This window comes from Humibacter sp. RRB41 (assembly GCF_022761015.1).
In the GTDB taxonomy this organism is placed as follows: Bacteria; Actinomycetota; Actinomycetes; order Actinomycetales; family Microbacteriaceae; genus Humibacter.
The window spans coordinates 387,775-410,681 of the sequence record NZ_JAKWJQ010000001.1 but is presented as its reverse complement, the minus strand read 5'-3'; the positions used below and the strand labels follow the sequence as shown (position 1 = coordinate 410,681).

22 protein-coding genes are annotated in these 22,907 nt (G+C 67.2%); 10 read left to right on the top strand and 12 right to left on the bottom strand.

What is annotated here, in order from left to right; genetic code table 11:
• Positions 1–12: 12 nt before the first annotated feature.
• The 4 genes from MJ603_RS02040 to MJ603_RS02025 all read right to left on the bottom strand — a co-directional run bounded on the left by MJ603_RS02040 (position 13) and on the right by MJ603_RS02025 (position 4,985).
• A complete protein-coding gene (locus tag MJ603_RS02040) occupies positions 13–1,338 on the bottom strand; it encodes an ABC transporter substrate-binding protein (protein ID WP_243061994.1) in 1,326 nt (441 codons plus the stop codon).
• A gap of 320 nt (positions 1,339–1,658) precedes the next feature.
• Entirely contained in the window at positions 1,659–2,417 is a 759-nt protein-coding gene (locus MJ603_RS02035; protein ID WP_243061993.1) for a DNA alkylation repair protein, read from the bottom strand.
• 69 nt (positions 2,418–2,486) lie between these two features.
• Positions 2,487–3,350, bottom strand: coding sequence for a phospholipase (locus MJ603_RS02030; protein ID WP_243061992.1), 864 nt, complete (start codon positions 3,348–3,350; stop codon positions 2,487–2,489).
• A 501-nt stretch (positions 3,351–3,851) separates the two neighbouring features.
• Positions 3,852–4,985 (bottom strand): calcium:proton antiporter, encoded by a 1,134-nt coding sequence (locus MJ603_RS02025; RefSeq protein WP_243061991.1) that lies wholly within the window; start codon positions 4,983–4,985, stop codon positions 3,852–3,854.
• A gap of 149 nt (positions 4,986–5,134) precedes the next feature.
• Between MJ603_RS02025 and MJ603_RS02020 the strand changes: the two genes are divergently transcribed.
• Together MJ603_RS02020 and MJ603_RS02015 are read left to right on the top strand one after the other, a co-directional pair.
• On the top strand, positions 5,135–6,064 hold the full coding sequence (locus tag MJ603_RS02020; protein WP_243061990.1) for a biopolymer transporter Tol: 930 nt from the start codon (positions 5,135–5,137) through the stop codon (positions 6,062–6,064).
• A gap of 135 nt (positions 6,065–6,199) precedes the next feature.
• Entirely contained in the window at positions 6,200–7,648 is a 1,449-nt protein-coding gene (locus tag MJ603_RS02015) for a DUF6421 family protein (RefSeq protein ID WP_374230783.1), read from the top strand.
• Positions 7,649–7,718: 70 nt separating this feature from the next.
• On the opposite strand, the gene MJ603_RS02010 is transcribed toward MJ603_RS02015, so the two are convergent.
• The 6 genes from MJ603_RS02010 to MJ603_RS01985 form a co-directional block, all read right to left on the bottom strand.
• The gene (locus MJ603_RS02010) at positions 7,719–8,159 is read right to left on the bottom strand and encodes a DUF4190 domain-containing protein (protein ID WP_243061989.1); all 441 of its coding nucleotides are present in this window, start codon (positions 8,157–8,159) and stop codon (positions 7,719–7,721) included.
• A 149-nt stretch (positions 8,160–8,308) separates the two neighbouring features.
• Complete coding sequence (locus tag MJ603_RS02005) at positions 8,309–8,929, bottom strand: glyoxalase (protein ID WP_243061988.1); 621 nt, start codon at positions 8,927–8,929, stop codon at positions 8,309–8,311.
• 89 nt (positions 8,930–9,018) lie between these two features.
• Positions 9,019–9,798: an ABC transporter permease gene (locus tag MJ603_RS02000; protein ID WP_243061987.1), complete on the bottom strand. Its 780-nt coding sequence runs from the start codon at positions 9,796–9,798 to the stop codon at positions 9,019–9,021.
• The gene (locus tag MJ603_RS01995) at positions 9,791–10,582 is read right to left on the bottom strand and encodes an ABC transporter ATP-binding protein (protein ID WP_243061986.1); all 792 of its coding nucleotides are present in this window, start codon (positions 10,580–10,582) and stop codon (positions 9,791–9,793) included. The genes MJ603_RS02000 and MJ603_RS01995 overlap by 8 nt, the downstream gene beginning before the upstream one ends.
• Before the next feature lie 110 nt (positions 10,583–10,692).
• A complete protein-coding gene (locus MJ603_RS01990) occupies positions 10,693–10,890 on the bottom strand; it encodes a hypothetical protein (protein ID WP_243061985.1) in 198 nt (65 codons plus the stop codon).
• Positions 10,887–11,798: an SPFH domain-containing protein gene (locus MJ603_RS01985; RefSeq protein WP_243061984.1), complete on the bottom strand. Its 912-nt coding sequence runs from the start codon at positions 11,796–11,798 to the stop codon at positions 10,887–10,889. The genes MJ603_RS01990 and MJ603_RS01985 overlap by 4 nt, the downstream gene beginning before the upstream one ends.
• 122 nt (positions 11,799–11,920) lie before the next feature.
• Here MJ603_RS01985 and MJ603_RS01980 point away from each other — a divergent pair, with 122 nt between their 5' ends.
• On the top strand, positions 11,921–12,991 hold the full coding sequence (locus MJ603_RS01980; RefSeq protein ID WP_243061983.1) for a low specificity L-threonine aldolase: 1,071 nt from the start codon (positions 11,921–11,923) through the stop codon (positions 12,989–12,991).
• Between the two features lie 6 nt (positions 12,992–12,997).
• A complete protein-coding gene (locus MJ603_RS01975) occupies positions 12,998–13,954 on the top strand; it encodes a GlxA family transcriptional regulator (protein ID WP_243061982.1) in 957 nt (318 codons plus the stop codon).
• A gap of 6 nt (positions 13,955–13,960) precedes the next feature.
• Here MJ603_RS01975 and MJ603_RS01970 read toward each other — a convergent pair whose 3' ends face one another.
• A complete protein-coding gene (locus MJ603_RS01970; RefSeq protein WP_243061981.1) occupies positions 13,961–15,136 on the bottom strand; it encodes an AI-2E family transporter in 1,176 nt (391 codons plus the stop codon).
• 231 nt (positions 15,137–15,367) lie between these two features.
• On the opposite strand from MJ603_RS01970, the gene gap reads away from it, so the two are divergent.
• From gap to MJ603_RS01955, 3 genes are all read left to right on the top strand, one after another.
• Positions 15,368–16,366 (top strand): type I glyceraldehyde-3-phosphate dehydrogenase, encoded by a 999-nt coding sequence (gap, locus tag MJ603_RS01965; RefSeq protein WP_243061980.1) that lies wholly within the window; start codon positions 15,368–15,370, stop codon positions 16,364–16,366.
• Between the two features lie 200 nt (positions 16,367–16,566).
• A complete protein-coding gene (locus tag MJ603_RS01960; RefSeq protein ID WP_243061979.1) occupies positions 16,567–17,106 on the top strand; it encodes a helix-turn-helix domain-containing protein in 540 nt (179 codons plus the stop codon).
• On the top strand, positions 17,103–18,419 hold the full coding sequence (locus MJ603_RS01955; protein WP_243061978.1) for an MFS transporter: 1,317 nt from the start codon (positions 17,103–17,105) through the stop codon (positions 18,417–18,419). Before MJ603_RS01960 ends, MJ603_RS01955 begins: the two co-directional genes overlap by 4 nt.
• Before the next feature lie 10 nt (positions 18,420–18,429).
• Here the strand turns inward: MJ603_RS01955 and MJ603_RS01950 are convergent, their stop codons facing one another.
• Positions 18,430–19,788: an MFS transporter gene (locus tag MJ603_RS01950; RefSeq protein WP_243061977.1), complete on the bottom strand. Its 1,359-nt coding sequence runs from the start codon at positions 19,786–19,788 to the stop codon at positions 18,430–18,432.
• Positions 19,789–19,920: 132 nt separating this feature from the next.
• On the opposite strand from MJ603_RS01950, the gene MJ603_RS01945 reads away from it, so the two are divergent.
• Genes MJ603_RS01945 through MJ603_RS01935 form a run of 3 tightly spaced genes read left to right on the top strand, consistent with a single transcriptional unit; the run spans position 19,921 to position 22,876 of the window.
• The gene (locus MJ603_RS01945) at positions 19,921–21,141 is read left to right on the top strand and encodes a glycoside hydrolase family 1 protein (protein WP_243061976.1); all 1,221 of its coding nucleotides are present in this window, start codon (positions 19,921–19,923) and stop codon (positions 21,139–21,141) included.
• Complete coding sequence (locus tag MJ603_RS01940) at positions 21,138–22,199, top strand: alpha/beta hydrolase (protein WP_243061975.1); 1,062 nt, start codon at positions 21,138–21,140, stop codon at positions 22,197–22,199. Before MJ603_RS01945 ends, MJ603_RS01940 begins: the two co-directional genes overlap by 4 nt.
• Entirely contained in the window at positions 22,196–22,876 is a 681-nt protein-coding gene (locus MJ603_RS01935; RefSeq protein WP_243061974.1) for a TetR/AcrR family transcriptional regulator, read from the top strand. The genes MJ603_RS01940 and MJ603_RS01935 overlap by 4 nt, the downstream gene beginning before the upstream one ends.
• Positions 22,877–22,907 lie beyond the last annotated feature (31 nt).

Genomic DNA, 22,907 nt, shown 5'->3' with positions numbered 1-22,907 from the left:
GGCTTCGTCGACTCAGCCCTTGGCGTTCTCGACGGCGGACTGCATGTCCTTGGCCACCTGTGCCGGTGTTGCACTCTGGTCGAAGATCTTCTGCAGCGGGTCACCAGCAGCGGAAGATCCGGGGCCGAACGGAATGTGCGGGCATCCGTCGGTCAGCCAGCCCGCCATCTGCTTCACGTGAGGTTCCGTGATCTGCTCGACGGCGGCCTGGGTCGACGGCATCGCGTTCGACGCGTTCATGAGCTTGGAGTAGACGCCCTCCGAGTACAGGTACTTGAGGAAGGTGAGGGCGGCATCCTTGTTCTTGCTGGTGTCGGAGACTGCCAGGCCGGCACCGGCCTGGTCCGCCGTCCAGTGACGGGCGCCGCTCTTGATCGCCGGAGTCTTCATGATCTTGTAGCGCTTCACGAACTCCGGCGACGCGTTCGTGATGAGACCCGACGGGGTCCAAGAACCGGCGAAGAACGCCGCAGCTCCGCCCGTGTAGAACAGCTGCTGCGACTGGTCGCCTGAAGTGCCCGTCGTGCCCGGCTGAAAGACCTTCGCTTTGACGATCTTGTCATTGAGCTGCAGCGCTTCGACGACGGGCTTGCTGGTGTAGCTGTATCCCTTCTCGAGCTGGTCGAGCTTGAGATACCAGGTCGGGTCACCCGTCACCTGCGTGATCAGCGGAAGGAAGAAGTCCAAGGCGCTCGTCCCGGGGTCGCAGCTGATCGAGACCGCCGACTTGCCGATCGCGTTGATCTTGGCTGCAGCATCGATCAGGTCGTCCCAGGTCTCGGGCTCGCCGTCGACTCCTGCCTTGGCGAACAGGTCGGGGTCGTAGAAGATGCCGAACGTCTGGGCCTCGAATCCCACGGCGTACTGCTTGCCGCCCTTGGTGTACTCGTCGTTCGTCGCCTTGAAGAAGCCCTTGAGGAAGTCGGAGCCGAGGTCTTTCTTGAGGTCGGCGGAGATGCCCTGCTCGCCGTACGTGATGGCGCGCACGTGCGGAGCGAAGATCTCCGGCACGTCGCCGCCGGAGACTGCTGCGGTGAGCGCGGGGAGGTACTGATCGGGCGTTCCGAAGATGCGGCTCTCGATCTTGATGTTCGGGTGCTTGGACTCGAAGTCCGCGATCACCTTGGGCAGCGAGTCCTTGGTCTCGGTGTACCAGGTCCACATACGCACGGTCGCCTTGCCGCCCGAGGACGAAGAGCCCCCGGTCGAGCATGCCGCGAGAAGGCTGGACAGTCCCACCGCTGCCGCACCCACACCCGTCGCCCTGAGAAGGCTGCGCCTGCTCAGCTGCGTGTTGGCCGCACTGGTGATGAAGGAGGAACCGCGATTGCTTGGCATTCTCTACTACTCCTCGTTGAGTCGGTGCTGTCGGATTCGTTCGCACGAGGCGGCGCTCACCGCTTCGATGCACATCGCGGCGCTGGAGGCTCGTGGCCGAGACCTGAATGTTCGGCGCCGTCGTAACTTTCTATCTCAAGGTAAGGAAGTTTGTCAACGAAGAGTGCAGGGACAACGAAGAGTGCAGGGACTCTGCGAGATCCACTCGCACTGTTCGACAGGCATGCTGGTCATCAGGACCCACGGTTCGCCCAGCTCCAGCGGAGCGGATCTCGATTCGCGTCCGATTCGCGGGCGCTACTCGATCGGCGGAGCGGCCGCTACTCGGTCGGCGAGGCCGCGCTCCGCCGCGCCCGGTACGCCGCCCGTTCGGCCGCGTCGAGGTGCTCGGTGGCGTACGAGAGCATGACGGCGGGCATCCGCCGGGCATTCGCATCGAGGAAGCCGACGAGTAGCGATCGGTCGACGCGCTTGCCGACCTCGCGGAGCATCCAGCCGACGGCCTTCTGCGTGAGATCGCGACGATCGCCGTCGTCCAGCAGCAGGGATGCGAGCTCGAGCGTCGTCGAGGCGTCCCCGCCTTTGATGAACGCGAACGTCGAGAGCATGGCGACGCGGCGCCACCAGAGATCGGGCGACTCGATCAGCTCGAACAGGATGAACCGCGGCTTGTCGACGAGGTAGTCGCCGAGCACGAACTCGGCGGAGGCATCCACGAGGTCCCAGTTGTTCACCCGCCCGACCCGCACGGCGCCGAGATAGAACGCGGCGAGGCGGTCCCGCTCGTCGTCGTCGCGGGTGCGCGCGGCCGACGCGGCGGCGAAGGATGCGTTCAATGCGATCAGGCCCGCGAGCCGGTGCTCGTGCACATCGCTTTCGAGCAGGTGCGCGATCGCCTCGAGCGGCAACGGCCTGAAGCGCTTCACCACAGCACGCACGGCGGGAACCCGCACGCCGATGAAGACGTCGCCCTCACCGTATTCGCCGGGACCGGTCTTGAAGTATCGCTGGAGGAACACGGCGTCGCCGGCATCGGATGCCTCGGCGAGCGCCGCCATCACGTCCGTTGCCGCTGCCATGGCCCCCAGTCAACCGCAACGGCCAGCTCCCTGAGCGAGCTCGCTCAGGGAGCTGAGGGTCGTGCTGGATCAGTACCAGCCGGACGACTCGGAGTGACCCCAGGCCGCGCAGGGTGTTCCGTACGAGCCGGCGATGTATCCGAGGCCCCAGCTGATCTGGGTGGCGGCGTTCGTCGCCCAGTCGCTGCCGGCGCTCGCCATCTTGGAGCCGGGGAGCGCCTGCGGAATGCCGGTGGCACCGCTGCCCGCGTTGTACGCCTGGTAATTCCAACCGGACTCGCGGTCCCACAGGCTGACCAGGCACTGGAACTGGTCGCTGCCCCAGCCGTACTTGCTCGCCATCATCGACTGGGCAGTGGCCTGGGCACCCGACGGCGTGTCCACGTTGGCCAGCGCCGCAGCGGCAGCGGCCTCCCGCGCGCGGGCCTCGGCGGCAGCTTTGGCGGCCGCTTCAGCGGCGGCCTTCGCGGCAGCGACCACGGCAGCGTCGTGCGCCTTGGCGGCCTTGTTGGCGTCGACGACCGCCTTGTCCGCGGCATCCGTGAGCTTGTCCAGCTTCGCGGAATCAGACGAATAGTTGGTCTGGAGGTTGCGGATGGCCGTGTCCAGCTCCGTGAGGCTGGCTCGGCCCTTCACCTGCTCCTCGGTGATCTGCGCGACGGCGAGAGCGTTGAACGACGCTTGCGCTGCCTTGTGCTGCACGGTCAGGGGAGCGATCGGCGAGCCCTTCACCACCTCGGATACCACAGCGGCCGTCTTCTTGGCCGGCTCCGCATAGGCGTTCTGCACGACCACGGGTGTTACCACCGCACCGACGGCGACCACGGCGACCGCTGCGACGAGCACGCCGCGCTTGTTGCGCGAGGTCTTGTCGACGAGAGTGCGAAAGGAGGATTTGAGGTTGTCAGGGCTGAGACGAGTGAAAAAGGTCAAAGGGTTCCAATGCTCTGTGCTACCCCCGCGTCGTCCACCTGATTCGCGCGCACGCTCCTCCAGGCAACGGATGCCGCACAGCACGCTTCACGTGCGAACTCATCCGGGCGGGCTGGACACCCCGTTTCCGCCGCGCAGGCGCACAGCGACAATCGCCGGCGCGCTAGGGGCACGCCGAACGAAAGCCCCGCGGAGGCGATAGGCAGCATCCGTCGGGTCGGGGCGGCCGCCCTGACAGCACCTCGACCCCATCGGGTTGTCTTTTGGAGCGGATGCTGCATCCGGGCGACTCAGACACGTTACGCAAAAGGTCTGGACAGGCTGTCCACAGACCCTCCGAGCGCTCTGGGAGCGGTTTCACCGCGGAATCACGCGGATTTCGGCCTCGGAATCAGAGTTGCCCCGATTCCGCAAGTCGTGAGCACTCGCATCCTGTCAGCGCTCGAACGCCCCCGAACGATGGTCACGCGCCGCTTCCGGTTCGACCCGGACCGCGAGCCGCTACGGGGAGACGGAGAGGAACAGGAACGCCGCGAAGATCACCAGGTGCACGCCGCCCTGCAGTTTCGTCGCGCGCCCGGGCACGATCGTCAGAATCGTCACCACGATCGAGAGCAGCAGCAGCACGATCTGGGTGCTGCCCAGTCCGAGCACAAGTTGTCCCGGCAGCCAGATGGAGGCCACCGCCACGGCCGGAATCGTCAGCCCGATGCTGGCCATGGCCGAGCCGAGCCCGAGGTTGAGGCTCGTCTGGATGTGATTGCGCTGCGCCGCTCGCACCGCCGAGATGCCTTCCGGCATCAGGATCACGAGGGCGATGATCACGCCGACGACGGACTCCGGCAGCCCGAGGGCCACGACGCCGCCCTCGATCGACGGCGACTCCAGTTTCGCCAGGCCGACCACGGACACCAGTGCGACGAGCAGCATCACCAGGCTGAGAAGCGTGCGCCCGCGCGTCGGCGGTTCGCTGTGGTCGGACCCGTCGTCGTCATCCGTGGCGTCGAAGGCAGAGGCATCCCGAGTCTCGAGGCCGGCCGTGTCGTGCACAGGCAGAAAGAACTTGCGATGGGAGATGGTCTGCGTGATCACGAAAAGCACGTAGAGCGCCAGCGACGCGATGGCGGCGAACGCCAGCTGCGTCGGCGAGAAGCGCGGTCCGGATGCCTCGGTGAAGTCCGGCAGCACGAGGCAGAGAACCGCCAATGTCGACACCGTCGCGAGCGCCGCGCCCGACCCTTCCGAGTTGAAGCGCACCGTGCCGAACTTGAGCGCGCCGATCAGAATGGCGAGCCCGATGATGCCGGTCGTGGTGATCATGAACGCCGAAAACACCGTGTCGCGGGCGAGTGTTGCTGCGTGTTCGTCGCCGCCGGCGGAGAGGGTGACGATGAGCCCGACCTCGATGATGGTGACCGCGACGGCGAGGATGAGCGATCCGAACGGCTCACCCACCTTGTGGGCGATCACCTCGGCATGCTGAACGGCGACCAGCACGGTCGCGATCAGCACGACGGCGAGCACGATCGCCAGGGCGGTGCCCGGCTTCGACCCCCACGAGAACACCAGAATGATCGCGGCGATCACGGGGATCGCGACGGGTACCAACTTGCCGATGCTCCGGAGCGCGATCACCGTTCAATCATGTCAGGCGCTTCCGCCACGCATCCGAAAACAGGCAGAGAAGCGCTTCCCCCTCGGTAACAGGCACGTTCCGCCTGTTTCAACGCGATTTGCCTGCTTTCGCGGCAGCGCAAGAATGGTCCAGGACGATCGGAGCGAACATGGCAACCCGCAAGTGGCGCACCCTCGAGCCCGGCCAGGTGAGCAGGCTCGTGGTCTTCGACGTGGCGACGGGCGAGACCTCCGTCGTGCACGAGAGCACGGATGCCGTCTTCGAGGCCCCGAACTGGTCGCCAGACGGCGCGTGGCTGGTCTTCAACCAAGACGGACTCATCTACCGCGTTCCGGTCTCCGGCGGCGACGTCGAACACGTGCCGACGGGCAAGATCGACAGTTCGAACAACGACCACGTGCTCTCGCCCGACGGCCGCTACCTCTACGTCTCTGCGGAGGACAAGCACATCCACCAGGTGTCGCTGGCCGATGGCGCGACCCGGCAGGTGACGCACGACCACGATGGTCCGTTCAACCACTACCTTCACGGCATTTCGCCCGACGGCCGCACCCTGTCGTACATCGGCCTCGAGCCGCTCGCCGCGAACCCCGGTCCCGGCACGCCCGCGCTCACGAACGTCTTCACCATCGGCGTCGACGGCACTGATGACACCCAGCTCACCTTCTCCGACAAGCCCCACGACGGTGCGGAGTTCGATCCGACCGGCGAGTGGATCTACTTCAACTCCGAACGCGAGTCGGATGCCGCGGGTCACGCGCAACTCTTCCGCTGCCGCCCAGACGGCGCGGCGGTCGAGCAGCTCACGTTCGACGAGCGCGTCAACTGGTTCCCTCACGTCTCACCCACCAGCCGAGACCTCGTGTACGTGAGCTTCGTGCCGGGCGTGCTCGGGCATCCCGCGAACGAGCACGTGCAGCTGCGCCGCATCGACCCCGACGGTGGCGAGCCGAGCGTGCTCGTCGACCTGTTCGGCGGCCAGGGCACGATGAACGTGACGAGCTGGTCGCCCGACGGCGCACGCTTCGCCTACGCCGAGTACCCGATCGAACCTCCGCTGTCCTCGCCGGTCGAGTAGTCGAGCGACGGCGCAAGAACGTTGCGCGGAATCTCTGATAGACGCAAGAGAGCGAGGCAGATCGGCGAACTCGACCCCGAACCTCGTCGTTAGTCTCGAAGCAGACGCAACGACTATCGACCGAGGAGGTTCGTCGTGTCCACTCTTCTCCCCACCACGGAACACACGGCCGAGGCCCTCGACGCCGACGCCACCGCTCGCCTCGCGACCATCGCCACCGATCTGGCATGGCTCGCACTGAAGGCCGCGGCCACGAGCATCCAGGCCGACCAGATCAAGGACGGCTCGATACCGGATGCCGCCCGTCACGCGGACGCTCGCACTCACGTCGACACGATCGTCGCGTCGATCGACGACCTCGCCCCCCTCTTCCCTCACGACGCCGCTTACCTCGCCGCCGTGCGCACAGATCTGCTGCGCTGGGCCGATGGCGGCTTCGAGATTCCGGACTTCTACGACGCACTCGCCGCCTTCCAGCCCCAGCAGCACCGCATCGACGGGCTACGCCACCTCGTCGTGTTCCCGATGTACACGCAGAACGGCTCGACCGACCGGCACCTCGAGGCGCTGATCGTCGAGACGATCTGGCCGGAGTTCGTCGCCGAGCTGGAGCGCACCGACTACGGCAACAAGCTGTTCGTCTCGCTGCGCCTCGTCGACTTCACGAGCGGATACGACACCAACTCCGCCGTGCTGTTCCCCGAGACCATCGCGATGAGGGAGCTCCCGAAGTTCACCTGGGGCGCGATCTTCCAGGACCGCGAGGCGGCGCGCTACCGGGTCGTCGTTCGGGCAGCATCCGACATCACGAAGCTCGACCTGCCGGATGACGCGGCTCGGCTTCTCGACGACCAGTCCCTCATCGAGCAGACGTTCGTGATGTGGGACATCATCCACGACCGCACGCACATGCGCGGCGACCTGCCGTTCGACCCGTTCATGATCAAGCAGCGCATGCCGTACTTCCTGTACTCGCTCGAGGAGTTGCGCTGCGATCTCACCGCCTACCGGGAGGCGTTCCGTCTCGAGCAGACGCTCGGTGCGGTGCCGGCCGAAGAGCACGGTGTTCATGAACTGAGTGAGGACCAGGCGAGCATCCTGGAGCACGCGAAGCTCGTGCGGTACGCCATTCTGTTCGACCGCATCTTCCGGTTCCCGATCACGGGCACCCGCGTGCGCAACTACGACGGCCTCGGCGGACAGCTGCTCTTCGCGTGGCTGCACCAGCACCACGTGCTCGACTGGACCGACACCCAGCTGTCCATCGACTGGGATGCCGTCGGCGACGCGGTCGTCGCACTCAGCGACGCGATCAACGAGTTGTACTGGCGCTCGATCGATCGACCGAAGACGGCGCACTGGCTCGCCGCCTACGAGCTCGTGAGCGGCGTGCTCGCGCCGAACCCGGCATCCGTCTGGGCGAAGGGGCTGCCGGAGCAGATTCTGGCCGGTGCGCCGAAGGGCTACACGGATGCCGTGCTCGACGACGAATTCCCGCTCTCGATGTTCTACGAGGCCCTGGGCAAGAAGATGGGCGACACCATCGAGTCGACGAAAGGCATCACGGCCGCGTCGATCGCGTGAGCAGAGGGCGGCAGGGTCGAGGCTCCGCCCCGTCCCGCGCGTACTCGGCCATCGAGCCGAGTTCCACGCGTCAGGAGTTGACAGTGCCGACCGTCGTGGCCGCGACGCCCAGGATGCCGATCAGGACCACCAGATAGAACAACAGAAACAGCGCCACGAGGCCGAAGAACACGTAGCCGAGGACGAGTGCTGCGACCGCGAGCCCGTGTCCGCCCTCACCGCTGCGCCTGATCTGGCTCAATGCGACGTGTCCGAGGATGATGCCGAGAATCGACACGAACCAGACGGACACGAAGGCCGCGATCGCCAGGCCGTTGGTCGGCCGAGGAGCCACGATGTAGGCCGGCTGCACGTAGTAGGGCTGCACCGCGTAAGGCTGCACCGCGTAAGGCTGCACCGCGTTGGGTTGCCCCGCGTACTGCTGGTTCGGCTGATAGGTCGGCGCATATGGCTGCTGCGCGTCGTAGGGCTGTTGCTGCGGTGGGCCGTACGGCGGTTGCTGCTGCGACATGGGATGTCGTCCTCCCTGCGGATGCCGCGTCGTAGTCGGGTGGGTGGGTCGGGCATCCGCGTGGCACCCATCCAATCAGACGGCGGGGCGGCGCGCTGCAACGTGTCGCCCCGGCACGACGAGCGCTTCCGCTGCTCTTCCAGAGCCGGCTACCTGGCGGTGACGGAGTTCTCCGTGGCGATCCAGGCGTAGCCGTCGGGGTCGGTGAACGTTCCGCCTGCGACGACCGCGAGTCGGTGCGCGCCGGAACCCGCCTCGTCGATTCCTACCTGCTTGGCCAGTGCCGCCCGCTTGTAGAGGGCGAGCTTGACGGCACCCGAGTCGAACTCGACGTAGGCGGGGAAGCTCTTCGTGGTCGTCAGACCCTGCTCCTGGTAGAAGCGCTTGCTGGCCTTGACGCTGCCGACCCCCAGCAGGATGACGAGCTTTTCGACTTCTCCGGTGGCCGGGCCGGTTGCTGTCTTGTTCGCGCTCGCGATCTGCCACGCGGTGCCGTCGGGTGCCAGGAGCGAGCCACCGTAGCCCCACAGGCTCTTCTCGACGGGTTTGAGAACCTGCGCTCCGCTGGCCAGTGCTCGTTCGACGGCCGCGTCGACATCACCAGGTTGGATGAAGATGAGCGAGGGGGCGAAGCCGCGAAAGCCCGTGCTGGCCTGGGTGGTGGCGCGTACGCCGACACGATCCCCGAGGCCGAGGGCGTCGCGGTAGAAGGACTCGGCAGCCCCGACGGCGTCCGGATTCGTTTCGATGGTGATGCTGTGAATGTTCATGCTTCGACCATAGGAACGGCCTCACGGCGGCGCTTCTCGATTCCTGCTGGATGCGACAGCGAGATGCAACCGCGAGAACGGTCTACCGATCAGTGGGTCTCCCAACGGAACCAGCGAACCCCGATGAACGTGAAGACGACGACGTAGCCCAGGCAGGCCAGCAGTGCGTACGTGTCGTTGTCCACCCATGACGTCGTGCCGATCACGTCGGAGAACAGCGTCATCAGCGCTCCGACCGGAGTCCACTGCGAGACCGACTTCACCACGTCGCCCAGCACACCGGTTCCGCCCAGGATCCCGAGCAGCACCAGCACGATGAACAGGATGCGCCCGATCGCATTGATCGCGGCGGCCGAGGTGACAAGGCCGACGAGCGCCTGCCCGATCGCGAGGAACACGGCGGCACCGACCGCCGCCACCGCGATCACGAGCAGGTACTGCAGGAACGTCGGGGTCAACCCGTGCAGGATAACGCCGACGATCACCACGATGATCGACGCGATCAGATTGGTGATGACCTGCACGGCGATGCGGCTGGTCATGATCGTCCAGGTGGGGGTCGGAGTCACCCTGAGGCGCTGCAGTACACCCGCCTCACGGTCGTGCGCGAGTGTGAGACTGTAGCCGAGAAGGCACGACGTCAGCAGGCCGAGAGTGAGCGCAAGGCCGATGACGAGGCTCGGGTCCCCCAGCCGGTTGCCCGCCTTGGCGAAGCTGGTGACGACCAGGATCGCCACAGGCAGCACCAGGCTGAGCACGGTGGCGACTCTGCTGCGCAACAGCACAATTGCATCCGCCCGCAGAAGCGAACGGAGCGCCAGCCCCAAGGGCGGTCGCACGATGACGGATGCCGACGCCGATTCAGTCACGGATGTCACTTCCCGTCAGCCCGATGAAGACGTCCTCGAGAGTCACATCCCCATGCGCGACGGCGAGCACCCGCTGGTCGTCGCGATGCTTGGCGATGAGGTCTGCCGGGGTCCCGACCGTGAGCAGCTTCCCGTGGTCGATGATCGCCACACGGTCGCACACGGCCTGCGCCTCCTCCATGGAGTGCGTCGTGAGCAGGATGCTCGTGCCGGCCGCCTGCATCCGCTCGATCCGCGTCCACAGCGACCGTCGCGACTGCGGATCGAGCCCAGCGGTCGGCTCGTCCAGCAGCAGAAGCAGCGGATCGTGAATTGTCGCGATATACAGCGCGAGCCGCTGCTGCTGCCCACCGGAGAGCTGCTTGAACCGCTTGCCCCGCTCCTGCCCGAGTCCGATCTCCTCGAGGCTGTCCCGCACCCTCACCGTCGTCAGACGCATGCCGTACAGACCGCCGTAGAGCATGGCGATCTGCTCGATGCTCAGCTCAGGCTGGAAGCTGGAGGACTGCAGCTGCACCCCGAGCCTGGCCTTCGCGTCGAGCGGGCGCTGCCTGGTCTCGATGCCGTCGACCTTCACGGTGCCCGCCCTCGTGGTGACGAGGCCCTCGATCGCGCCGAGCGTGCTCGTCTTGCCCGCGCCGTTCGGGCCGAGCAGGCCGAAGATCTCGCCGTGCTCGATGCGGAAGCTGACGCCCTCCACAACGACCTTCTGCCCGTAGGCGACGATCAGGTCGCTGACCTCCAAGACTGCCGGCACATCGCCGGCATCGGGATCACTCGTCACTGCGCACTCCTCGCGGAGACGGACCGGCAGCAGCCGTCCGTCCCACGAAAAAGATATCACTTTAAAGTCCGCCGCGACCGGCGTCTGTGCGATCGTTCAGACCGCGTTGCTCAGGTCCTGGGCGGACGTCCCCGCCGCGGCAGGGGCGCGACATCCTTCGGCATCCGCCCCGCCTTCTTCAGAGCATCGCGCAGGAGGATCTCGATCTGTGCGTTCACACTGCGCAGATCGCCGGCCGCCCAGCGCGCGATCGCGTCGTGCACAGCCGGATCCAGACGCAGGAGCACCTGCTTGCGTTCCGCGTTCATGACGAATACAGCGTTCCGGTGTTGACGACGGGCGCGGCCGGCTGGTCGCTGCACAGCACGACCATGAGGTTGCTCACCATGGCGGCCCGGCGCTCGTCGTCGAGTGTGACGTAGTCGCTCTCGTTGAGCCTGTCCAGTGCCATCTCGACCATGCCGACGGCGCCCTCGACGATGCGCGATCGCGCCTGCACCACCGCCCCGGCCTGCTGTCGCCGCAGCATCGCCTGTGCGATCTCCGGCGCGTAGGCGAGGTGGCTGATCCGCACCTCGACGATCTCGATGCCGGCCGGTGCGACCCTGGTCGTCACCTCGTACGAGAGCTCGGTGGCGACCACGTCCGTCGCGTCGCGCAACGAGATGCCCTGGCCGCCCTCCGCGTCGTATGGATAAGCCGTGGCGATCTGCCGGAGCGCGGACTCGGCCTGCACCGTGACGAAGTCGAGGTAGTCATCCACCGCGTACACCGCCTTCGCGGTGTCGCTCACCTGCCAGACCACGATGGCGGCGATCTCCACAGGGTTGCCGTCCGCGTCGTTGACGCGCAGGCGTTTGGTCTCGAAATTGCGGATGCGCGCGCTCAGCTTTCGGCGTGTCGAGAGCGGAACGACCCACGACATTCCAGAACGACGCACGGTGCCCACGTAACGTCCGAAGAGCTGGACGACGCGAGTCTCACCTGGTTGAACGATCACGAGCGAGCCGATCACGAGCACGATCGCGAGTATCGGGATCGCGACGAATCGCGCATGCCCGCCTGCGATCAGGAGGATGCCGACGACGACGAGCGCAAGGATCGCGATCACGCCCCATCCGCCGCCGATGCACCGCGCCGGCCTCTCCTCGATGTCGACTCTGGCTCCCGAGTGCACGAACGGCGCCGAATCCGGGCGCTGCGGAGTTGTGGTCATGTCTGTCGCCTCCGCGGCCATCATAAAGTGATATCACTCCGTCGTCCCCGTTCCGGCGCACGCCGCCAGCGTCGCACCCCGCGAAGCCGAGCCCACGTTCGATCGGTGAGAATGGAAGCATCATGACGCACCGCCTCCACGACCCAGCCTCCCGCGCGTTCGCCTCCGACAACTACGCGGGCGCGCACCCCGAAATCATCGACGCGATCACGGCCGCGAACGGCGGGCACCAGATCTCCTACGGCGAGGATGCCTACACCGAGCGCCTGCACGAGGTGTTCGCCGAGCAGTTCGGCGACGGTGTTCAGGCGTATCCGGTCTTCAACGGCACGGGGGCGAACGTGACGGCCCTGCAGTCGATGCTGCCGCGCTGGGGAGCGGTGGTCGCCGCATCCACCGCCCACATCAACACCGACGAGGGCGGCGCTCCCGAGAAGATCGGCGGGCTGAAGCTGCTCACTGTCGACACCCCCGACGGCAAGCTCACGCCCGAACTCATCGACAAGCAAGCATGGGGCTGGGGCGACGAGCACCGGGCGCAGCCGCTGGCCGTCTCGATCACGCAGACCACCGAGGTGGGCACCTGCTACACCGTCGACGAGGTGCGGGCGATCACCGACCACGCTCATTCGCTCGGCATGCGCGTGCACCTCGACGGCGCACGCATCGCCAACGCCGCCGCGCACCTTGATGTCCCGTTGCGCGCCTTCACGTCCGACGCCGGCGTCGACCTGCTCAGCTTCGGCGGCACCAAGAACGGCCTGCTCTTCGGCGAGGCGGTCGTCGTGTTGAATCCGGATGCCTCCGACGGCCTGCACTACCTGCGCAAGGTCAACATGCAGCTCGCGTCGAAGATGAGGTTCATCTCGGCTCAGCTGATCGCCCTGCTCACCGACGACCTGTGGCTGCGGAGCGCGCAGCGATCGAATGCGATGGCTGCCCGGCTGCGGTCCGCGCTCGAGGATGCCGTGACGTGCGGCAGCGCTCCCGGCCTGTCGTTCACTCAGGTGACGGAGTCGAACGGCGTCTTCGCGGCCCTGCCGCATGACGCCGCGGACCGGGTGCGCGAGAGCTTCCGCTTCTACGATTGGGACGCCGCCCGCGGCGAGGTGCGCTGGATGTGCTCGTGGGACACCACCGAAGAGGATGTCGACGGCTTCGTCGCGGCGGTGGTGGAAGCGCTCGCCGCCTAGGCAGTGATGGCCGACATCCGCTTGCGGCGCGTGGCCGTGCTCGTGCTCGAGGGCGCGAAGCCGCTGGATGTCGGCATCCCTGCGCAGGTGTTCAGCACCCGCGACAGCATGCCGTACGAAGTGCGGGTGTGCGGTGCGGCGCCAGGGCTGGTCACCGGCGGCGACGGACTCTCGTATCACGTGGCCGATGGACTCGAGGCGCTGGAGTGGGCCGAGACGGTCTTCATTCCCGGATACCGGTTCCCCGACCGGGATGATCCGTCGCGGGCGGTCATGGATGCGCTGATCGCCGCGCACGAACGCGGCGCCCGGCTGGCCGCGATCTCGACCGGGGCGTTCGCCCTCGCGGCGACCGGTCTGCTCGACGGCAAGCGCGCGACGACGCACTGGCACTACACGCGGGCGCTGGCGGCGAGGCATCCGCTCGTCACGGTCGACGAGAACGTGCTGTTCGTCGACGAGGGGAGCGTGCTCACGTCCGCCGGCGCGGCATCCGGAATCGACTTGTGTCTGCACATCCTGCGCCGCGACCTCGGCGTGAACGCGTCGAACCATGCCGCGCGACGCCTTGTCGCCGCGCCCTACCGCAGCGGCGGCCAAGCGCAGTACGTGCCGCGCAGCGTGCCGGAGCCACTCGGAGAGCGCTTCGCCGACACACGCGAATGGGCGCTGCGCAGGCTGGGCGATCCGCTCACACTCGAGGCTCTGGCCAGGCACGCCGCCGTCTCGCCGCGCACATTCTCACGGCGCTTCGTCGACGACACCGGATACACACCGATGCAGTGGGTGATGCGCGCACGCATCGACGTGGCGCGCGAGTTGCTGGAGAGCTCTGAGCTCAGCATCGAGCAGATCGCCGGCGACGTGGGCCTCGGAACCGGTGCGAACCTGCGGCAGCACTTCCAGAGCATCCTGGGCACGACGCCGAAGGAATACCGCCGCACGTTCACGCGCGGCGAGTAGCCCCGATCACCCCTCGGGCGGCTGGATGCCAGGGGGCGGCGCCGTGAGGTCGCTCTCGTGATGCTGTGCCGTCTCGGTCTCGCCGTGTTCGTCGACGGGAGCCGGCCTGTCGTGCGAGTGCAGCATCGCCGTGATCATCGCGTTGGCCACCGCGAGGAACGGCACCGCGAACAGCGCCCCAGGCACGCCTGCCAACCCCGTGCCCGCCGCGACTCCCACGACCACGGCCAGCGGATGCACCTTCACGGCACCGCCCACGAGCAGCGGCTGCAGCACGTGCGCCTCGAGCAGGTGCACCCCGAGCACGCCGGCCAGCATGATGATCGCCTGGAACGGGCCGCCGAACACCAGCGCAACCAGCACGGCGATGATGCCGGAGACGATGGCGCCGATCACCGGGATGAACGACGCGATCAGCACGATCACCGCGATCGGCACCGCCAGCGGCAGGCCGAGGAAGAACGCGACGAGGCCGATGCCGATGCCGTTCACGAGCGCGACGAGAATCTGAACGCGTACGAAGCTCGTCAGGGTGCCCCACCCGGCCGTGCCGGCCGCGTCGAGGCCGGGTGCTGCGTTCTCCGGGAACAGCCGAACGATCCACCGCCAGATTCCTGCGCCGTCGATGAGCATGAAGATCGTCGCGAACAGTGCGATCAACGCTCCTGTGAGCACGTGGCCGGTCGCGGTTCCCACCTTGAGCGCGCCGCCGAGGATGCTCGAGGCATCCTTCTGGATGAAAGCTGCGGCATCCTTCAGATAGTTCGACAGGTCGTGGTCGCTCAGGCTGAACGGCGGCTGTCGCAGCGCCTCCCTGACGCGGTCGTAGGCGGACATCCATTCGCGTTGGAGTTGCGGGATGCCCGCACGCACCTGCCAGACCACCAGCAGCACGAGGCCGCCCACGACGACGACGAGCGCCAGCAGGCACACCACGATCGCCAGCCACTTCGGCCAGCGGCGTTTCATCAGCGCGCTGACGCTGGGCTGCACGAGTGCGCACACCAGGATGGCCACCAGCAGCGGCACCACGACGTCCTGGAACACCGAGATGAGGTAGATCACCACTCCTGCGAGCGCGACGATGACCAGCAGCCGCCACGCCCACTCGGATGCCGTGCGCACGCCACGCGGCAGTCCCGAACCGTTCTTCTGGTCCTTGCTCGGTTCGACATCGCTCATGGCGCGCCCCTCCCCTCGAGATGCGCGCGGCCGCGGAAGGTCGTTCGTGCGCATCCGTCGAACACTACGTGACGAAGACGCCCGCAGACAGGGGGTCGCGTCGGAACGCGTGGCGTGTGCGCCGAGCGCTTGGCGAGATCCTTTCGCACTGTGTCGCTCGCGCCACTGTCGACGACGCGGCCGGGGCGAAAGCCTTGTGAGCGATCATCCGTCTTACAAAGGAGAACCATCATGACCCGCGTCGCCATCAACGGCTTCGGACGCATCGGCCGCAACGTGCTGCGCGCGCTGCTCGAGCGCGACAGCGACCTCGAGGTCGTCGCCGTCAACGACCTCACAGATCCGAGAGCACTCGCCAAGCTGCTCGCCTTCGACAGCACCGCCGGACGCCTCGGCCGACCCGTCAGCGCCGACGGCGACGCCCTCATCGTCGACGGACATCGCATCGCGGTGCTCGCCGAGCGCGACCCTGCGCAGCTGCCGTGGTGCGAGCTCGACGTCGATGTCGTGCTCGAGTCGACCGGCCGTTTCACATCCGCCGCTGCCGCCAAGGCCCACCTGGATGCCGGCGCCCGCCGCGTGCTGATCAGCGCGCCGGCAGACGGTGCAGACGTCACGCTCGCGTACGGCGTGAACACCGACGCGTTCGACCCGGCGCTCCACACCATCGTCTCGAACGCGTCGTGCACGACGAACGCGCTGGCGCCGCTCGCCGCCGTACTCGACGATCTGGCTGGAATCGAGCACGGCTTCATGACGACCGTGCACGCCTACACGCAGGAGCAGAACCTGCAGGACGGCCCGCACCGCGATCCACGCCGCGCGCGTGCCGCCGCGGTGAACATCGTTCCGACCACCACCGGTGCCGCGAAGGCGATCGGGCTGGTGCTGCCGAAGCTGGACGGCAAGCTCTCCGGCGACTCGATCCGGGTTCCCGTTCCCGTCGGATCGATCGTCGAGCTCAACACGGTCGTCGGCAAGGATGTCTCGCGCGACGACGTGCTCGCCGCCTACCGTGCGGCGGCGGACGGGCCGCTCAAGGGCATCCTGGAGTATTCAGAAGACGACCTCGTCTCGTCCGACATCACGGGCAACCCGGCGTCGTCGATCTTCGACTCCGCGCTCACCCGCGTCGACGGCCGCAACGTCAAGGTCGTCGCCTGGTACGACAACGAGTGGGGCTTCTCGAACCGCGTCGTCGACACGCTCGAGCTGCTCGTGCGCGGGTGATCGCGAACCAACCTCCGATCGGCACTCCTTGCCGACCTCCGGCGTGGCGAGATGTCGTTTCAACTGCAAAATGTGCTGTTCCCGATGACCTGAAGCGCGTTTTCTGCAGTCGAAACGACATCTCGTGCGTGCCCGGCTTCGTTCGCATCTCCCAAACACTTGTTTGACAGTTGGGAATCGTTCGACAAGACTGTCGTCTCGTGAACGAGATCGAGCAGTTGAGGGCGACGGCGCATCCGTTGCGGCTCCGCATGCTGTCGCTGCTGACCGGCGCGACCATGAGCGCCGCGGAGGTGGCGCGCGAACTCGGCGTCACCCAGGCCAACGCGAGCTACCACCTTCGGCTGCTCGAGCGGTCGGCGCTGGTGCGAGTCGTCGAAGAGGTCAAGGTGAACGGCGGGGTCGCCCGCCGTTACCGTCACGAGGCATCCTCCGAGCCGTTCGCCATTGATGAGACCGCTCGCGACGAGACCGCAGCGGATGCCCGCGCCCACTTCTTCGCGCTGCTCGCCGAGGCACTGCGTGAGCGAAGCGCCCGGCGCATCGACGGCCCTTCGGTGAACACCGACGCCGAGCTCTGGGTGACGCCGGAGGTGTGGCGCGAGGTCGTCGGGAAGGTGGGAGAAGCATCCGCGCTGCTGCATGCATCCGCTCAGCCGCCGCGCACGGAGGGCACGGTCACCGTGTCGATGACGACGGCGCTCTTCCGGCTCTCGCCCGATCGGGGGAAGCGGTCGTGACTCCGACGAGCAAGGCGACCCCGACGAGCAAGGCGACCCCGACGAGCGAGGCGGCTCCGACGACGAACAGTCCGTTCCGCTACGCACCCTTCCGCTACCTGTTCTCCGCACGGTTCGTGAACGTGGTCGGCAACGGCGTCGCCCCGATCGCCCTGGCGTTCGCCGTGCTCGACATCGGCGGGTCGCCACTCGACCTGGGCATCGTGGTCGCCGCGAGATCGATCGCGAACGTCGCCGTGCTGCTCATCGGCGGGGTGATCGCCGATCGTCTGCCCCGCAACGTCGTGCTGCTGGGCACCTCGATCCTCGCAGCGCTCACGCAGGGCACCGTCGCATGGATGGTGCTGAGCGGCTCCGCGTCGATCCTCGCGCTGGCAGCCCTCAGCGTGGTCAACGGGGCTGCGGCGGCCGTGGCACTGCCGGCATCCTCTGCCCTGATTCCGCAGACCGTCCCTGCGACGGCATTGCGCCCTGCGAACGCATTGCTGCGGTTGGGCCTCAACGGCGGAACGATGCTCGGCGCAGCGGGTGGCGCCGGACTCGTGGCGTTGGTCGGCCCCGGCTGGGGGCTCGCGATCGACGCGCTCGGCTTCGCCATCGCCGGTCCGCTCTTCATGCTCGTGCGGGGTCGTCCGACGCAGAAGCGCACGGAGGCGACCAGCGTGCTGCACGACCTGCGCATCGGATGGCGCGAGTTCGCCTCGCGCACCTGGGTGTGGGTGGTCGTGCTGCAGTTCGCCCTCGTGAACGCGGCCTTCGCCGGCGGGGTCGCCGTGCTCGGACCGATCGTGGCGGATGCCTCGTTCGGCCGCGCCAGCTGGGGACTGGTCGTCGCGGCGGAGACCGCCGGGCTCGTCGTCGGAGGGCTCGTCGCCCTGCGCTGGCAGCCGCGGCGCGCCCTCTTCATCGGCGTGCTGCTCACCGGAGTGTGCGCGCTCCCGATCGCTCTGCTCGCCGGCGCGCCCTCCGTGCCGCTTCTCGCCGCCGGCTTCTTTCTCGGCGGAATCGCGCTCGAGCAGTTCGGCGTGGCGTGGGACCAGTCGTTGCAGAGCCACGTTCCCGCCGACCGGCTCGCTCGGGTGTACTCGTACGACGCGCTCGGGTCGTTCGCGGCCATCCCGCTCGGCGAGCTGCTGGTCGGCCCGCTCGCCGCGCAGGTTGGCGTGCAGGCCGTGCTGTTCGGCGCTGCAGCCATCATCGTGCTCGCGTGTGCCGGCGCCGCCTTGGTCCCCGCTGTCCAACGACTCGGGACCGACGTCGACACGACGCACCGCGACGTCGACCGCGAGGTGGCGCCGTCGCCCGCCGAGTAGCCCGAATGCGTCAACGCACCCGTTTGATGGGCACGAAGAAGACGATGCACGAGAGGGCCAGCACCCCCGCGATGACGAAGAGCGCGGTGTAACCGAGCGTTCCGATGACGATCGCGCCGACGCCGCCGCCGATCACACCAGACAAGGTGTTCGTCGTGGCGAGGAAGCCGAGGTCGCGCGCTGCGGTCTCTTTGTTCGGCAGAATCTCGACCATGAGCGCCTGATCGACCGACGAGAATGCTCCGAACGCCAACGCGGCGAGCAGGATGTTGACGTACAGCACCCAGGTCTGCGTGCTGAGCAGCAGCACTGCCACTCCCGCGACGAAGAGCACGACACTGACGATGACGGGTGCTTTGCGCCGTCCCAGTCGGTCGGAAAGCGGGCCGGCGATGGCGGTGGCGACGGCCGCCGCCACGGCGAGCAGGATGCCGAGCACTGCGCCCAGTGAGGCCGCCTGTTCGATCGACAAGCCGAAGTGATACCGAAGCTGCTGAGTCTGAGTCTGCACGAGCATCATCAGCCCGACCATGAACACGAGCCGACCGAGATAGACCAACCAGTACTCGCGATCCTTGGGCGGGCGGAAGGTCGACATCATCTCCCGCAGGTTGACGAGCTTCTCACCTGGCTCGCGACGTAGACGCGCGCCAGGGATGGCGAGGACGACGACGAGCATCATCACGACCATGGTCCACGGCAGCACCAGGAATCCGACGCTGAGGTGCCGCACGCCGAAGACCCCGACGAGCACACTCACGACGATGCCGCCGAGCGCCGAGCCGAGCAGCGTGCCGAAGCTCGCGAAGGCGGATGCCCGCCCCATCAACTTCGAGTTCACCCGGTCCGGTAGCAGAGCGGTGTAGCTCGCGAGTGTGGTGTTGAGGCCGATCTGGAAGCCGCAGAAGAGCACGACGACGGCCCAGACCGCCGTGTACGGCACGAAACTCAGCCCCAGGATGCAGATCGCGGCGATGACGGTGCCCGTGATGATCCAGGGATTGCGACGACCCAATCGCGTTCGAGTGTGGTCGGAGACATTGCCGGCGACGACCGCGGCGACGGCCCCGAACAGTGCCCCGAACACATTCGCGGCACCGATCGATGCGTTGGCACCCGCCTCGTCGAGCCGCGCCGTGAAGTTGTATGCCATGAGCCCGGCAACGGCCGACGTCGGGATGGCGGTGCCGAGGATCATCAGCAGGTTGACCGGACCGAACCAGCCCAGACGGGCGACGAACCGACGTTCGCCGAGCTCGTTCGTCGGCGATTCGTCTGATGCGAAGCTGTCGGGTGCCGCGCCCTCCTGAGCGGGCCGGCTGGTCATCTGGTCGTGGGGAGGCGCGGGGACGGGGGCGTCCTGTGACATCGTCGAACTCCATTGTCTGGGATGCAGCGGATAGGGACGACGCAGAATATACCGACTGGTCGATTCTGCGTCCCGGCTAGTATCACCACTTTGGATCTGGAAAATCTACCAACTGGTAACTATGGTGATGGAATGCACCCGCCTCTTCCTGACGGATTCCTCTTCGGCGCCTCCACCTCTGCGCACCAGACCGAGGGGAACAACGTCGCCAGCGACTGGTGGGCGTTCGAGAACGCGCCGGGAAGTCCCGTGACGGAGCCGAGCGGCGATGCCTGCGACAGCTTCCTCCGATGGCGTGAGGACATGGACCTGCTTCGCTCGCTCGGTTTCAACAGCTACCGGTTCAGCGTCGAATGGGCCCGAGTCGAGCCGGTCCGCGGACGCCTCTCGCATTCGGCAGTCGCGCATTACGTCGACATGGTGGAGCACGCCCGTCGTATCGGGCTCGAACCGGTTGTCACGTTGCACCACTTCACGCATCCGCTCTGGTTCATGAGGGATGGTGGCTGGCTCGCCGACGACGCCATCGACAGGTTCGTGCGCTATCTGGATGCCGTCTCACCGGTGATCGACGCCGGTGCCCGGACCGTTGTGACGATCAACGAGCCCAACATCCTGTCGGTCATGCACGCCATCGTGCGCGGAGACGCTGCGCTCGAAGGCGGACTCCTCGGCGGCATCCCCGCCCCCCACCGAGCCACCGCGGAACGACTGGCCGATGCGCACCACGTGGCCGTCGACCACCTGCGGCGACGGCATCCGGGCGTTCGAACGGGGTGGACGGTCGCCAACCAGGCTGTGCAGTCGGCGCCGGGCGGCGGTGCTGTCGCCGACGACTACCGGTACACCAGGGAGGACTGGTTCCTGGAGCACAGCCGAGACGACGACTTCGTCGGCGTGCAGTCCTACACCCGCACGGTCATGGGACCCGACGGCATCGTCCCTGCTGCCGACGACGCCGAACTCACCCTGACCGGCTGGGAGTACTACCCGGCAGCCCTGGAAGAAGCGGTGAGGCACACGGCCACGGTCGCGCCAGGCCTGCCGATCATCGTGACGGAAAACGGTGCAGCGGTCGCGGACGACGAACGGCGCATCGACTACACCCGACACGCGCTCCGCGGTCTCGCCGAGGCGATGGCGGACGGCGTCGACGTGCGCGGCTACCTGCACTGGTCTGCACTCGACAACTACGAGTGGGGTCGCTACGCACCGACCTTCGGTCTGATCGCAGTGGACCGCACGACTTTCGTGCGCACGCCGAAGCCCTCCGCATTCTGGCTGGGCGACCTCGCGCGCAGGGGCATTCTCATCACTGACCATCAGGAGTCGGCGAACCAGGAACACGCATGACCGATCGGGCCGACACCGTCCCGATTCGAATGGCAGACGAGCTCACGGGCGGGCCACGCATGCGGTTCCGCTTGCAAGCGGCATGGGCGGCCGTCGCGGTGCGGCTCAGGGCGCCGGTGTGGATGACGCTTCCCGCGGTCCGTGCCATCGGCCCGCTCCTCGAGGACCGCACGCTTCTGCCGGCGATGGCTGCCCTCGAGCCCGCTGGAGTGCACCGCACCCTGGATGCACGGTACGGCCCCGACCCCGCGGAACTGGTCGACGTGTTCCGACCGGTTGATGCTCACGGACCGCTCCCCACGGTGGTATGGATGCACGGGGGTGGCTGGATAGGCGGCACGAAGAACGACCTCCGCTCCTACCTGGCCGTGCTCGCCTCGCACGGGTTCACCGTGGCCGGCGTCGACTACTCCTGGGCGCCGGAGGCGCACTATCCGACACAGGTCATCCAGGCGAGCAGAGCCGTCGCGTGGCTGCGCTCGCACTCGGCAGAGTTCGGGGCCGACCCCGAGCTGATCATCCTCGCCGGCGACTCCGCCGGAGCCCACATCGCGGCGCAGGTGGCCCGCGCGGCGACGGACGCCGGTTATGCCGAGCGCGCCGGACTCCGGATCGCCGACCTCGAGCGATCGAGCATCCGCGGAGTCGTGCTCACCTCAGGCCCATTCCGTTTGGGGCAGTCGAACGCGGAAGACCCGCTGGGCGGCTTCGGCGACCTGCTGTTGCGTGCATACACCGGGCGCCGCAACTACCTCCGTGTGCCTGCGCTGCGAGCGGCATCGCTGGTGGACGACATGCATGTCTCGTTCCCGCCCGCGTTCATCTCGGCTGGCACCACGGACCCCATGCTGGCCGACTCGCGGGCACTCGCCGGGGCGCTCGTTGCTCGGGGTGTCCCTGTCGTGGAGGCTTTCTTCCCGGCCGACCATGTTCCGGACCTGCCGCACGAGTTCGCAGTCGACCTGCGCCGCGGGGAGGCGCGCGACGTACTCGCCCACATCGTGGACTTCGTGCGTCGCAATACCGTGCGGGAGCCCGGCGCTACCATCGACGAATGACGGATGCGCCCGAAGCGGATGCGGGCGAGCCGCTCACGAAGTCCGCTCCGCCGCCGCGGGCGACGAAGGGGCAGCGCACTCGGCAGCGCATTCTCGGGTCGGCCCTCGACCTCTTCAGGGAACGGGGCTTCCAAGCGGTCTCGCTCCGTGACATCGGCGCACGGGCCGGAATCACCCACGTGACGGTGCTCCACTATTTCTCGTCGAAAGACGAGTTGCTCACTGAGCTCATGGTGCATCGCGACGACGTCGAGCGCGACCACTTGACCGACTTCGTGCGCGCCAACAGCGACCCTGACGACCCTCGCTGGCGGGGTCTGCGCCATCCAGCTCTGCGCTGGTACATGTCCCGGTTGGAGGGCAACGAGACGGAACCCCAGGCGACATCGCTGTTCCTTCGCATTGCCATGGAGGCCACGGCGGAAGACCATTCGGCGCACGATCATTTCGTGCGCCGCTACGAACTGGTGCGCCGGATGCTCGTCGACGCCCTGACCGACGAGCTCACGCAGCACGAAGGCACGGCTGTCGCGGTCTCGCCGACGACAGCCGCCGAACAGCTCATGGCCATCTCCGACGGCACCACCTTCCAGGAGGTGTACTGCGCAGATGCCACGCCCATCGTCGACAGCGCGTGGACGTATCTGCGCCTCATCGGGGTGGCCGAGGAGTCCTGACACGGACGCTTCGCGGGTCTCGATGCGCGTG